This window comes from Bifidobacterium sp. ESL0819 (assembly GCF_052606245.1).
This window is the reverse complement of record NZ_CP199587.1, coordinates 243,508-256,689: the sequence shown is the minus strand read 5'-3', so window position 1 is coordinate 256,689 and position 13,182 is coordinate 243,508. Positions and strand designations below refer to the sequence as shown.

Annotated in this window: 13 protein-coding genes and 1 CRISPR repeat array; of the genes, 8 read left to right on the top strand and 5 right to left on the bottom strand. The window is 59.5% G+C overall.

Annotated elements, in window-relative coordinates; all coding sequences use genetic code 11:
* Positions 1 to 140: 140 nt before the first annotated feature.
* From ACUIAD_RS01210 to ACUIAD_RS01195, 4 genes are all read left to right on the top strand, one after another.
* Positions 141 to 638, top strand: a complete 498-nt coding sequence (locus tag ACUIAD_RS01210) for a holo-ACP synthase (protein WP_445343412.1) — start codon at positions 141 to 143, stop codon at positions 636 to 638.
* Between the two features lie 214 nt (positions 639 to 852).
* A CRISPR array of direct repeats spans positions 853 to 1,612; the repeat unit is 28 nt; unit sequence GTGCTCCCCGCATCCGCGGGGATGATCC.
* Between the two features lie 96 nt (positions 1,613 to 1,708).
* On the top strand, positions 1,709 to 1,891 hold the full coding sequence (locus tag ACUIAD_RS01205; RefSeq protein ID WP_445343411.1) for an antitoxin VbhA family protein: 183 nt from the start codon (positions 1,709 to 1,711) through the stop codon (positions 1,889 to 1,891).
* Positions 1,888 to 2,292, top strand: a complete 405-nt coding sequence (locus ACUIAD_RS01200; protein ID WP_445343410.1) for a hypothetical protein — start codon at positions 1,888 to 1,890, stop codon at positions 2,290 to 2,292. The genes ACUIAD_RS01205 and ACUIAD_RS01200 overlap by 4 nt, the downstream gene beginning before the upstream one ends.
* A 218-nt stretch (positions 2,293 to 2,510) precedes the next feature.
* A complete protein-coding gene (locus ACUIAD_RS01195) occupies positions 2,511 to 3,227 on the top strand; it encodes a hypothetical protein (protein ID WP_445343409.1) in 717 nt (238 codons plus the stop codon).
* Between the two features lie 184 nt (positions 3,228 to 3,411).
* Here the strand turns inward: ACUIAD_RS01195 and ACUIAD_RS01190 are convergent, their stop codons facing one another.
* The 5 genes from ACUIAD_RS01190 to ACUIAD_RS01170 form a co-directional block, all read right to left on the bottom strand.
* Positions 3,412 to 3,807, bottom strand: coding sequence for a hypothetical protein (locus ACUIAD_RS01190; RefSeq protein ID WP_445343408.1), 396 nt, complete (start codon positions 3,805 to 3,807; stop codon positions 3,412 to 3,414).
* 95 nt (positions 3,808 to 3,902) lie between these two features.
* On the bottom strand, positions 3,903 to 4,289 hold the full coding sequence (locus ACUIAD_RS01185; RefSeq protein WP_445343407.1) for a hypothetical protein: 387 nt from the start codon (positions 4,287 to 4,289) through the stop codon (positions 3,903 to 3,905).
* A gap of 178 nt (positions 4,290 to 4,467) precedes the next feature.
* Positions 4,468 to 5,724: a hypothetical protein gene (locus tag ACUIAD_RS01180; protein ID WP_445343406.1), complete on the bottom strand. Its 1,257-nt coding sequence runs from the start codon at positions 5,722 to 5,724 to the stop codon at positions 4,468 to 4,470.
* A gap of 61 nt (positions 5,725 to 5,785) precedes the next feature.
* Complete coding sequence (locus ACUIAD_RS01175) at positions 5,786 to 6,085, bottom strand: hypothetical protein (RefSeq protein WP_445343405.1); 300 nt, start codon at positions 6,083 to 6,085, stop codon at positions 5,786 to 5,788.
* Between the two features lie 56 nt (positions 6,086 to 6,141).
* Complete coding sequence (locus ACUIAD_RS01170) at positions 6,142 to 6,471, bottom strand: DUF4176 domain-containing protein (protein ID WP_110452634.1); 330 nt, start codon at positions 6,469 to 6,471, stop codon at positions 6,142 to 6,144.
* Between the two features lie 467 nt (positions 6,472 to 6,938).
* Between ACUIAD_RS01170 and rpsO the strand changes: the two genes are divergently transcribed.
* The 4 genes from rpsO (at position 6,939) to ACUIAD_RS01150 (ending at position 13,150) form a co-directional block, all read left to right on the top strand.
* A complete protein-coding gene (gene rpsO, locus ACUIAD_RS01165) occupies positions 6,939 to 7,208 on the top strand; it encodes a 30S ribosomal protein S15 (RefSeq protein WP_024626835.1) in 270 nt (89 codons plus the stop codon).
* Between the two features lie 256 nt (positions 7,209 to 7,464).
* A complete protein-coding gene (locus ACUIAD_RS01160; protein WP_445343404.1) occupies positions 7,465 to 10,236 on the top strand; it encodes a polyribonucleotide nucleotidyltransferase in 2,772 nt (923 codons plus the stop codon).
* Positions 10,237 to 10,316: 80 nt separating this feature from the next.
* Positions 10,317 to 10,901: a LemA family protein gene (locus ACUIAD_RS01155; protein WP_445343403.1), complete on the top strand. Its 585-nt coding sequence runs from the start codon at positions 10,317 to 10,319 to the stop codon at positions 10,899 to 10,901.
* Positions 10,898 to 13,150 carry a DUF2207 family protein gene (locus ACUIAD_RS01150; RefSeq protein WP_445343402.1) on the top strand — a complete coding sequence of 751 codons (2,253 nt, stop codon included), beginning with the start codon at positions 10,898 to 10,900 and terminating at the stop codon, positions 13,148 to 13,150. Before ACUIAD_RS01155 ends, ACUIAD_RS01150 begins: the two co-directional genes overlap by 4 nt.
* Positions 13,151 to 13,182 lie beyond the last annotated feature (32 nt).

Genomic DNA, 13,182 nt, shown 5'->3' with positions numbered 1-13,182 from the left:
TGCCTTCCCTCCTTGCTCAGCTCTGTTCCTTTGTTGTTTTATCTCCTCCTAGGGCTATTTGTGCAAGACGCGGTGATCGTTGATCAGGCCCCTGGATTGTGCATGGTCTGTTCTGCCTGGATGATTTGCTGCAGGGGCCGATGAGGGGCATACTCGGGCATATGGAAGATGCCGGCTTTGGACAGGTGCTGGGGTTGGGGCATGACCTGGTCGACCTGAAGGAGTTCGGTCGGCAGCTGGCTATGCCCGGCACGCGCATGACAGGCTTGTTCTCGGCACGGGAGCGGCGGCAGGCTGAGCAGCGGGCCTTGCTCAAGCATGACGATATGGCGGCGCACTTGGCGGTGCGCTGGGCTGGCAAGGAGTCGGTGCTCAAGGCCTGGTCTCAGGCGCTGGGACCTGAGCCCTCGCCCTATGGTCTGGATGATTTCCCCTGGAGCGGGGTCGAGGTCCTGGATGACGGCCGGGGTCGGCCGAGCGTTCACCTAGAATCCAACGTAGAAGCCAGGCTCTATGACTCCATGACTCTGACCGGTGGTCAGTTCGACCGAGTGCAGTTGTGCTGGCATATTGCTCTCAGCCATGATGGGCCGGTTGCCTCGGCGGTTGTGCTTCTGTGCAGGTGTGTCTGGAACTAGGCTGAGACGTGGGGAGTCTGGATGAATTCCTAACTGGCTTGTTAGCCTATCCAAAGAGCAGTTTGCAGAAGGGATGAGGCTTCGATTTCGTTGAAGTCGTTTCAAGTACTCAAGGTTTTACACATAGCTAGCGGTGTGCAGTACAGGCTATAGGCGTGGTTCTGAGAATTGGCCACGGCTGCTGTGTAGACTGTTTACAGCCTCTTCTTGAGACGTGTTCCCCGCATTGGTGGGGATGATCCTCTGCAATGCCTGGGGCATCACACCAGATGAGCGTGCTCCCCGCATCCGCGGGGATGATCCTCGTGTTCCATAATGCGCCTAGCTTCTTTACTAGTGCTCCCCGCATCCGCGGGGATGATCCTTCCGCATGAAGGTCCCTGAAGAACTGGTCCTCGTGCTCCACGCATCCGCGGGGATGATCCCGTGACCGGCATCCAGCTATGGAACGGCAAAGAGTGCTCCCCGCATCCGCGGGGATGATCCCCATGACCAAGACTAATCTGGTATCCATCATCAGTGCTCCCCGCATCCGCGGGGATGATCCTCTGCCGAGCTTAGCGGCCACGTCTGGCTACATGTGCTCCCCGCATCCGCGGGGATGATCCCCGTGAGGGACTAGAAGAAAAAGGTCACCGGAGGTGCTCCCCGCATCCGCGGGGATGATCCTACGGTCTCGCGCTGACTGGCGAGGACACTCACGTGCTCCCCGCATCCGCGGGGATGATCCTGGTCTTACGCCTACCCGGGCACCAACCGGTGGGTGCTCCCCGCATCCGCGGGGATGATCCCGTGAAGCGCACGGTGACCAGCCGGTCGGTGGGGTGCTCCCCGCATCCGCGGGGATGATCCCCCGTAGCCGGTCGCTGGGTAGACAAAACCGCCGTGCTCCCCGCATCCGCGGGGATGATCCCCCGCATTCGGCGGCCAGCCTAATCATGAGCGTGTGCTCCCCGCATCCGCGGGGATGATCCCTGAGATCACATCCGTCAGGATGCGCAGGCTGACCAGTAGGCGCCGCCGTTCTGGCGATTGTGGAATGATGGAAGGCACAAGCAAGGGAGGCCGCAATGGATGAGCGGACACGACGAGCAATAGCGCTGCGCGATGGCATGCATTCCGCCGAGCTTGAAGGCGGGCGCGTCACTGACGCCTTCCGTCGAGACGCACAGGACTATGTGGATGGATCCATCGACTTGCAGGGTCTGCTCGACCGGCTGAACCAACGGTATGCCATGCATAGCAGCCTATGAGTGTCATCGACCCGTATCTGATACCCGGCACCAACGTGCAGCGCAACCTGGTCAATGCTCAAAGCGAGCAGGCGCTGAGCGCCGCTGAGAATGACTGGGTGACGTTCCGATTCCTGCAATTGCGGGCGATGCCGCTCACTGCCGAGGGGACCGTCGAGCAGCTGCAGCGGATCCATCATTTCCTGTTCCAGGATGTGTACGAGTGGGCGGGGCAGATCCGCACCATCGACATGAGCAAAGGCGGGGGCAGCGTCTTCCAGCCCCTGGAACTATTCGCCACCGGCGCGCAGTACGCGGAAAGCACGCTGCGGAGCGGTGTTCCCCGCATCCGCGGGGATGATCCGGAGATCACCTGCGAGTTTGTGGGCTTGGCGTTGTGCTCCCCGCATCCGTGGGGATGATCCTTTGTCTGACGCGTTTTCGGCCGTAGAGATTAAGTATTCCTCGCGTCCGCGGGGATGAACTATATCGCTTGCAGGATGCTCATTTTATCCTCTCTCGCCTGGATACCGAGTGTTTGTTTCCACGTCCTTTCTCGTCCCTAGGCCCGGGCGTGCCCCCCGGTATAAGCTTGTAGGCGATGTGTCCACGAGTAGCGGACTTGGAGGTGTGGTCGCCGATGGAGCAATTCGACGATGCGGATGGCGCGGAATCCGGCAGAAGCGATGCGGCGGGTTATGTGGCTGTGCCATCGCACCCTGATGAAGTGACTTCGGTGAACAAGGTTTCGGCTCATCCTGAGGCGACCATTCCGGATTCGGAATACTCGCTGGCCGAGATTGAGCAGCGCCGCGCCCGCCCGGTCCGCTGGGTGGTCTTGGCGCTGGCGATTCTTTTGGCAATCGTCATTCCTTATGGATACGGGCGCTCGTTGGCCATCAACCACACTCAGGGCGTGCTCCGCTATGCTTCAATCCTGGACCCGCGCGGCATAGCTCTGATTGCCTGGACGGTGACCGTGCTGACCTTTGTGGGCATCGGCATGTCCATCATCGAGTCGTCCTCTTGGTTCTGGCGGGTGGTCTTCGTGCTGGGCTTGGCCGCCGAACAGCTGATCGCCGGCCTCTGTCTGCTCAAGATGGACTTCTGGTACAGCACTTTCGTGGTCTATCAGCATCAGGCCATCCTGGCCAACGCGGCTAACCTGGGCATCATCGCGGCCGGGCTGGGCGTGGCGGTCTTCGCCATCCTCTTTGTGGCCATCCTGGTCTGTGTGCGCAAGGATTCCCCCTGGAACACGCTGACTCACAGCTGGTCGGCCCTGTCCATGTTCTTCATCATTGAACTGATTGCTATCGCCATCGTCCTTTTCGGAGGCCTGATCACCGCGGTTTGAGTCATAGGATCGCTGGATTTACCAGAATATGCTGGGCGATGGGTGCCGGTAGCTGGCCGGTTGTGGTTTTGGGTTGATTCCTGTCCGCATGCTGTCAAGTGGTGCGAGCGTAAGACCAGGATGCTGCCTTCCATAGATAGCTGTAGTGCTATTGAGCGCGGGATGGGGTTAATGCATATGGGCTTTACTCCGCTAATTCCCGATCCAGGCGGTTGGCTATCGAACCACCGTAGAAGATATCTATGAGGGATAGGACATAGCTGGTCGTAAACAGAACGACGAAGGGCCAGCGCAGGCAAATATTAGCCCATTCGGGAAGGGTGAAGAAATCAATGATGAACCTGAGCGGCACCAGGACGAGTGCGGTGTAGCCGAGGACGTGCATGGTGTAGGGGATGGTGGTTCCGGTGATGTATCGCATGCCGATCAAGTCGTTGTCGAGGGCGGTTTGGAGTTCGCGGCTGCTGGCCGGGGTCATGTGGTGTTGGGGGAATTGCCGGTGGGTGGCCCAGGCCCATGTGCCGATGCCGATGGCGAGGCCCAGGTCGCAGCTGACGATCGCCGAGGTCAGCGGGGGCATGTCCAGGAGTACCTCGCCGCCCTGGAGGGGGCGGTGCGGCCTGGAGCGGTGCCATGCGCGGGCTATTTTCAAGGCGGATATGAAGATGATGATGATCAGCGCGGTGACGTATAAGGGGACGGAGTAGTGTCTTCTGTTGTATTCCCTGGCTTCCGGGGTCCGCAGGCAACGCCGCCCACGGAGCAGATCCTGCCCGCGTACCATGGGCCGGATGACCCGGTGGCCTGTGCGAGTGGCTGCACGCACAGGCCGACCAGGTGGACCACCAGCCCGTCCCCTCCCAGCCCGTCGAACCGTCCGATGCCTCTGTAGGCTCCGGATACCGTGGCGGGTCCGTCGGCCAGGACGACCAACGAGCCCAGGTGCAGGATCTGCCCGGGCCGGGGCCGACCGATCCTGCCGCGCCGCCGCCACACATGCCCCTGGAAGGTCGGCAGGCACAGGCCCCGCGCCAAGAGGTAGGGCTCCAGGCCGCGATCCATCAGCCGCCTTGACCTCCACGCATTGAACGACATCACCGCAAACAACCAGATCAGCATCGCCGGAGCGCCTAATAGGACATCTACCTATAGGTACAGCATCAGTACGCATCCTCTAATATTATTCCTGGTTTCAATCCGAGCCGCGCACATGGCAATGCAGGAGACAGCGGGAAAGCTATCATAGATTGTCCTCCAAGTGGCCTCGCAGGTCATCTCCGTCCCCGCGATTGACGGAATCGTCGTAAAGAGCGTTGGGGACTGCTGCACCGAGTAATCCTACGACAAGACCAATTCCAGCTCCCACAATCGTACCTGGTCCAGGGGCGATTGATCCTATAATTGCTCCAGCGACTGCTCCTTCTGCAGCACTAGAGGCAGCGATTAGGCCATGAGCTATAGCATCTTGGGTAGCTGCCTGTTCTCCGTAGGCTTCCTTACGTGAATAGTATGTGTCGAAGGAATCAGCAATTCCGCCAACTATGCAGCCAAAGGCATTAACGGCAATAGCTGTTGTAGCCGTGCCGGCAACCATGGTGGCAACTTGAGCAAAACGCCCGCTGGTTTTGATTGCCGGTGCAACCAGGTTTCCCACCTCAATGAGCCCTTCAACGATTGGTCCCAGCCAGTTTCCCGACAACCCATCCCCAATGAGGCCTGCTAGCTTCAACCCCTCAATAAGGGCAGGATCGGCTGTCATAAGTAAAGCGATGCCGCTCAATGCTTCAAAAACGCCAGAAAGATTACCGCCGACCGTGAAAGCGTGGTTCAATATGTCGAGTTGCATAGCCTTGGCTGTTGCTTTATCAACGCATTCGTCAAGGTCGTGTGTGGTTTGCTTGGCAGCGTTCTTATATTGTTCCCTGACCCAGCTGACTTCGCCCTTCAACCGCTTGATTTCGGCCTTGTCGCCAGTAACGAGCCCTTGGTAATGAGTTATGCTCTCGGTTGTCGAATTAATGACACCAAGCAGACGATTGGTCTCCCGCGACATGCTATCCCCGTTGGTTTGCCTGACCTTTTTCAGGTTGTCGCTGTTTGTTTTCAACGTCTGTTTCGCTTGGTCGAGTTTCTTCTGATTCTGCGCGATTGAGTCGCGAAGGTCCATTGCCCTTTGGCAATCTTTGTATGCGGTTTGTTGGCTCGTATCAACTGCAGACCCCCAGCTTCTTAATGCTTGCTCGATGTCCTCGCAGACATCCGAAAGGCGTCCGGCAAACTGTGCCACCTGAGAAAGGGACTGTTGGAGCTGTTTTGCTGAATCGCCTTTGAAATCAGGTGCCTTTCCGCAAGCGCTGGTAATGGAGTGACTCACGTCGTAGCAGCGGTCACCGTTCGCGGAAAACTGTGAGGCCAGTCTGTCGATTGCGCTCTTCTCTCCTGGTACAGGGTTCTTTGATAGGTCAAGAGCCGACCAATCCAAATCTGAAGTGCCCATGATGTCGTATCCTTAAGTGGAGTCATCCCCGTCAATGCAAATACGAAAAGTTGTGATTTTTTTATTGGCGTTTTTCGATTTCAACGCTCAGCTTGTCATCGACTTTGCTTGTCTGCATGGTTACCGACTCAATGAACCGATTAAGAACGTGAACAGATTGCTGAAGGTTCGACAAACGCTGTTTTAGGTTGTCATTGACCCGATTCGTGCTGTCGGCTACTGAGTCGTCCCCTAATCCGTTTTCACCCTGGGCGCTATCGACGTCAATGTTTTGTACTTCGGAGTCCCAGTTTTTGTCGGCCTGGTTCAGGGTTCTGCTCATGTCGCCAAGCTGGCCGTAATCCACGGAAAAGTCCACCATGGTCTTCTCCCGTCTATTCCTTTTATCGAGTATGTCCTATGTGGCCGGTAGCTGAATCAGAGATGAAGGTGGGGGTAGTCGGTTGATTTGGTGACTTCATCAAATGTTCGTTCATAGGATTGTTCCTCGGCGTTGATATATCCCATGAACACTATTTCCGTGACGTCTGGACGGTTGAAGAAGATGGTCTTGGCCGGATCCGTCATGCCGTACGGGAATTGTACGGCACCATAGTCAAAGTAGCCCGTTGTTCCATTCATGACTGTCAACGGAGCGCGGGCGATGATAACAAGCAGGGTACCTGGGTCTCTTCCGGTTTTCACCACGGATCCCAAAGGAAGAATGGTATCTTCTGGTTTGACGGAGTCCTGCTCGGGTTGCTTCATTGCGTGCTCCTCTTTGATGGATGAATGAAGTTACACTCCTTCAACTTCTCTAACAACCTATGATGATACTACACGGTAAATCGCGGTCGACTCATGCAGCACAGTACGACATCTTCGCTGCATCGGAGTGAAATGGCTCATTTCTCATTGGCGCCAATCCAATTTTCGCTACGGTGCAAGCGATAACCACGTTCACAGCAGCAGTGCCATAGTTGGGGGAAAGGAATCGATTGTGTTGGTTCGTCATGGTCGAGCAGGGAAATTGGTGGAGCTGAGATAAGGGGCACATGTGTATTCACGTAGTATAGCTTTCGCCTTTTCCTCGCCGTGCTTTGTTGATCCCGTCACTGTTTGCTTGGTCCGCAAAATGTGTATAATGATTCTTTGGCGTGTTTCGCCCGCGGATTGAGAGCGCTTCAGCATAGGGCTGGTGCACCGCGTAACGGAAGAATGCAAGAGGAGGAGCCGTGGCTCTTACGAGTGAGCAGAAGCAGGCAATCGTCAAGGAATACGCGACCCACGAGGGTGACACCGGCTCCCCCGAGGTCCAGGTGGCTCTGCTGAGCAAGCGCATCTCCGACCTGACCGAGCACCTCAAGCAGCACCAGCACGACCATCATTCGCGTCGCGGTCTGCTGCTCATGGTCGGCCATCGTCGTCGGTTGCTGGATTACCTCAAGAAGGTGGACATCAACCGCTACCGTTCCCTGGTGGAGCGTCTTGGACTGCGCCACTAATATGCATGCTTTCGCCCGGGCCTAGCGCTCGGGCGCTTTTGCATGACTGAACCAGGCACCGTTAACCCCTGGATGGGGTTGCAGAAGCAGAAGATGGTGCCGAGTTCAAATGCAAGGCTGGTCCGCAAGGCATGAAGATAGCCGGACATGGGGTTCGGCTGGACCAGACCGGAGTACAAGGATCTCCGACAGTCAATTGATGCCGAGCATCCTGACATCAGGTAGTAAACAAGCAGTAAACAAAAGGAGGAACCCTATGGAGGGTCCCGAAATCACGGCTGTAGAAGCCACGATCGACAACGGATCATATGGCAGGCGCACTGTGCGCTTCGAGACGGGTCGTCTCGCCCAGCAGGCGGATGGGGCAGTAGCCGCCTATCTTGATGACGATTCCATGGTGCTGTCCACCACCACCGCTGGGTCCAGCCCCAAGGAGAACTACGATTTCTTCCCGCTGACCGTAGATGTGGAAGAGAAGATGTACGCCGCGGGCAAGATCCCCGGCTCCTTCTTCCGTCGCGAGGGTCGGCCTTCCAACGAGGCCATCCTGGCCTGCCGGCTGATTGACCGCCCCCTGCGCCCTCTCTTCCCGCATACGCTGCGCAACGAGGTTCAGGTTGTGGAGACCATCCTGGCTGTCAACCCGGAGGATGCCTACGATGTGCTGGCCCTGAATGCGGCCTCCGCCTCCACCCTGATCTCCGGTCTGCCCTTCGAGGGCCCGGTCTCGGGTCTGCGCCTGGCCCTGATTGATGGCCAGTGGGTGGCTTTCCCCCGTTGGAGCGAGCGTGAGCGCGCCGTCTTCGAGCTGGTCGTAGCCGGCCGTGTGGTCGAGAGCGGGGATGTCGCCATCGCCATGATCGAGGCAGGCGCCGGCAAGAACGCTTGGAGTCTTATTTATGACGAGGGCCAGATCAAGCCCGACGAAGAGGTGGTCGCCCAGGGTCTTGAGGCTGCTAAGCCCTTCATCAAGGTTCTGTGCGAGGCGCAGAGCGAGCTCAAGGCCAAGGCCGCCAAGCCCACCAAGGACTTCCAGCTCTTCCCCGAGTACACTGACGAGCTCTATGAGCGCATCGACCAGGTGGCTCACGCTGACCTGGACTTGGCTCTGTCCATCGCGGAGAAGCTGCCTCGTCAGGATCGAATCCACGAGATCAAGGAGAAGGTCCGCGAGACTCTGGCTGACGAGTTCACCGACATGGACGAGGCCGAGAAGGACAAGGAGCTGGGCAACGCCTTCAAGGAGCTTCAACGCCAGATCGTCCGTCGCCGCATCCTGACCCAGGACTACCGCATCGACGGTCGTGGTCTGCGCGACATCCGTACCCTGTCCGCCGAGGTGGACGTGGTGCCCCGTGTGCACGGCTCCGCCCTCTTCCAGCGCGGCGAGACCCAGGTGCTGGGCGTCACCACCCTGAACATGCTGAAGATGGAGCAGACTATTGATGCTCTGTCTGGCCCCACCACCAAGCGCTACATGCACAACTACGAGATGCCGCCTTATTCGACCGGCGAGACCGGCCGCGTGGGTTCGCCCAAGCGCCGCGAGGTGGGCCATGGCAACCTGGCCGAACGTGCACTGATCCCGGTTCTGCCCAGCCGCGAGGAGTTCCCCTACGCCATCCGTCAGGTCTCCGAGGCCATCGGCTCCAACGGGTCCACCTCCATGGGCTCCGTCTGCGCATCCACCCTGTCTCTGCTGGCTGCCGGCGTGCCCCTGAAGGCCCCGGTGGCGGGCATCGCCATGGGCCTGGTCACAGGCGAGGTCGACGGTCGGCCCACCTACAAGACCCTGACCGACATTCTGGGCGCCGAGGATGCCTTTGGCGACATGGACTTCAAGGTGGCCGGCACCTCCGAGTTCATCACCTCTCTGCAGCTGGACACCAAGCTGGACGGCATCCCCGCCGACATCCTGGCCGCCGCCCTGCAGCAGGCCAAGGAAGCCCGGGCCACCATCCTGGACGTGATCAACGAGTGCATCGACGGGCCTGCCGAGATGAGCCCCTATGCGCCGCGCATCATCACCACCCAGGTTCCTGTCGACAAGATCGGCGAGGTCATCGGCCCCAAGGGCAAGATGATCAACCAGATCCAGGAGGACACCGGCGCTGATGTCTCCATCGAGGACGACGGCACGGTCTACATCGCCTCCGAGGGCGGCGAGGCTGCAGCCAAGGCCAAGGAGGTCATCGACCAGATCGCCAACCCGCACGTGCCCGAGGCGGGGGAGACCTTCAACGGCAAGGTGGTCAAGATCACCAGCTTCGGCGCCTTCGTCAACCTGACCCCCGGCACCGATGGACTTCTGCACATCTCGCAGATCCGTAACCTGGCCAACGGCGAACGCATCGACTCTGTGGAGGACGTCCTCAAGGAGGGCGACACCGTCGAGGTCATCGTCCAGGGTGTGGACGACCGCGGCAAGATCTCCTTGGCCATCCCCGGCTTCGAGGACCAGGAGTCCGCAGGAGGCCGTGGCCGTGGCGACCGTCGTGACCGTGGCAGTGACCGTCGTGATCGCGGTGGCCGTGGCGACCGTGATCGTCGTGATCGCCGCAGCCGTTCCTCCGAGCGCGAGGACCGGTATGAGGCGCCACGCCGTTCCCGCTCCGAGCGTGATGATCGCTACTACGACGACGAGGACCAGGAGGATCGTCCCCGGCACCGTCGTCAGAGCCGCGACCGCGACTATGAGGACGGCGGAGACTGGTTCGAGGACGAGGACCGTAGCTCCCGCCGCGATCATCGCCGGGTCTCCCGCGATGATGACGAGGATCGTAACGGCCGTGGTCGTGGCGAGCACCGAGGCCGCAGCATCCGCACCGAGCGGGATGATCGAGGCGAGCGCCGTGGCCGTCATGAGCGTCGCTCTACCGGACGTGGCGGCTACCGTGGCCGCAGGGAGAATCCGCGCTATGCCGCCGACGAGCACTACGACGAGTACCGGGCCGACCGGGAGGAGCGATCAGAGCGTCCCCGTCGCCGCGTGCGCAGGGACTTCGATCCCTTCGACAGTGAGGACTGATTCCTGCTGATGCCGGGACCCCGTTCCAATGGGCGGGGTCCTGTTTTGTATGCAGACCCTTCCATGAGAGAATAGGGAACATGTCCGTATCGCTGATTGTGCTTATCGTTATCGTCCTGCTGATCGTGCTGCTGGTCATCTGGGGCATCAGCATTTACAACGGCCTGGTTAACCTGCGTAATCGCGTGGCCAATGGCTGGTCGCAGATCGACGTTCAGCTCAAGCAGCGTGCCGATCTGGTGCCCAATCTGGTCCAGACGGTCAAGGGCTACGCCTCGCACGAGTCCACTGTTCTGGAGGAGGTGACCAAGGCCCGCGCCGATGTGGCCCAGGCCCAGACAGCTGGTGGGGACCAGATGCAGGCACGTGCCGATGCCGAGCAGCGGCTGGGCCAATCTCTGGTCACTCTGATAGCTCGGACGGAGGCCTACCCGGAGCTCAAGGCCAACCAGAACTTCATGGATCTACAACGCCAACTCAAGGATCTGGAGGACAAGATCGCCTACGCCAGGCAGTTCTACAATGACGTTGTCCAGAAGTTCAACACCCGCATTGAGACGGTTCCCTCCAACATCATCGCCTCGCTTTTCCACTTCCGTCAGGCTCAGTACTTCCAGACTGACGAGGGCAGCCGCCAGGCGCCCGTTGTGGACTTCGGACAGTGAACGCACCAGCAGCGTCCTCCAGCAAGCCGGTCGCAGGCCATCCCTTCTGGAGCACCTCCCGCTTTTTCCGAGCCTTGGCGCTGGCTCTGGCGGCAGCCTTGGTGACGTGTCTAGCCACTGCCCTGCTGGTCTTCAATAGGAATCAGCCCGACCTGGTATACGATTCAGTCGATTACGATGTCCAGGTCCTGAACAATGGCGATTTGCGTATCAGCCAGAACCTTACCGTCACTATGAATTCCCGTGAGGATGGCAATGGCGATGAACGTCCTTGGCGGGAGCTCTACCAGCGCTATCAGATCAAGCCTGACCGGCTGACCGGCATAAGCGACATAAGCGTGAGTGATCTGACCAACGGCTCCGCATATAGGCAGGCCGACCCGCCGAAGGATCCTGATAACCTCGATCAAGTTCCCGACTGGGACAAGACCATGGCTGGCACCTGGTATATGGGCACGGTCTCGGATTCGGGGCTGGAATCCTACAATCCGGGCGATGCGGGCCAAGGCTCCGCCTGCGGCGATCAAGGAAACCAGTGCCAGGTGGAGCTGGGCTGGAACATTCCACAGACCGCCAAGGATTCAGGGCGGCGCTTCCGCATTGACATGACCTTCCACGGGGTCACCACTGCCCATCCCGATGTGGCTGAATTCCAATGGGAGCCTGTAGGCGGCACCAACCAGATTCCCGTTGAGCATATGAGCGCCAACGTCAAGCTTCCCAAGCAGATAGGAACGGAGAAAGGCAAGGACGCCAAGGCCTGGCTGCACTTCGCTGGCAGGGGTTCCTACCAGGTGGGGGATGACAGCCGCGTCCAATTCTCCGCAGACCGCATCGAGCCGGGCCAGCATCTGGATTTGGTGGTGCTCTTCGATGCGGGGAGGACTTCCTCGGTGGTCAGGACCGACTCTCAGCCGGCACGTGACCGCATTGTCGAGCATGAGCGCCAGCAGTACGAGCGCTGGCACGCTGAGCAGACCAGACGGGCGCGGATCGGACTTTTGGCTGGCGTCCTGGCCGTGCTGGCTGCTATCGCGCTGATTGCAGTGATGCTCTGGCAGGCCTTCCGCACCTATGGGGACTCCCAGTACCGAGGCGATATTATCTACTACCGTCAGCCTCCTGATCTGTCACCGGCCGTGGCCGCCGTTGTCAATGATCTGATGCTGACCCGAGAATCCCCTATCGGCAGACAACTGTCAGCCACCATTCTCTCGCTCGCTTCCAAGCGTGCCATTGCTCTGATCCCGGTCAAGCATGAGGGCCGAGCGAATTCCGGCGGAGGATCCGTGACTAAGGCGATGCGCTCGCTGCTCCATAAAGGCAAGAAGCAGTCCATGGAGGTGGTCATCAATCCGGTCTGCAGTCAGGATCGAGCCTCCCTGGCTCTGTCCTTCAGCGAGGAAGCCTGCCTGACCATGCTGGAGGGTGCCTGCGCCATGATGGGCTCCGAGGATAAGCGCTTCGACCTATATGAGATGATCGCGCTCTTTTCCAGTACCGAAGCCGGTCCTGGCAAGCGCTACCTGGAGACTTTCGATAAGGCTGTCAAGTATGAGACCAACAATGCCGACCTGCGCGCCTACCGCCATGGTATAGGGGTCCTGGCCTTCCTGGCCGTGCTCTTGGCTGCCTTCATTCTGCTGGCCGGATTCCTGCCGGGCACTGTGCTGGTGCGTGCGCCCTTGGCCGTGCTTCTGGTGGCCGTGGCAGCATTCTCCGTGCGCTATGGCTGTTCGCAAGTGCTCAGCAGGAATGGGCAGCTCATGGCCGGCCAGGTGTCAGGGCTTCGGCGCTACCTGCTGGACTTCAGTGATTTCAGCCATCGGGGCGTGGAGGATCTGGTGCTCTGGGACCGTTACCTGGTTTACGCTGCGGCCTTCGGCATCAGCGACCGAGTCGTCACTCAGCTGGCCCAGTCCAGCCCTGAACTGACCGACTATGCCTGGCTGACTGACAATGCCCGCGGCAGCCTGCTCTACTGGACCTTCCTGCCTTACAGTCAGAATGTTCCGGTGGCTTCCTCTCTGGGTGGCTCTGAAGTATTGGGTGCCAATTCGCTGCTCGGCCAAGGCGGCGTTATTGATCTGGGCACTCAATTGACTCAGGGACTCGAACAGATCGGCGGTCTGATCGGCCAGGCCAGCGGCAATGGCTTAGGCAGTGGTGTTGGTGGGTTTGGCAGCGGCGGTGGTTCCTTCGGTGGTTCTGGCGGTGGTTCCGGTGGTGGTTCCTTCGGCGGCCGCTGAGACCGGGCCGCCAGCTAAGCTCGATGGGAGGC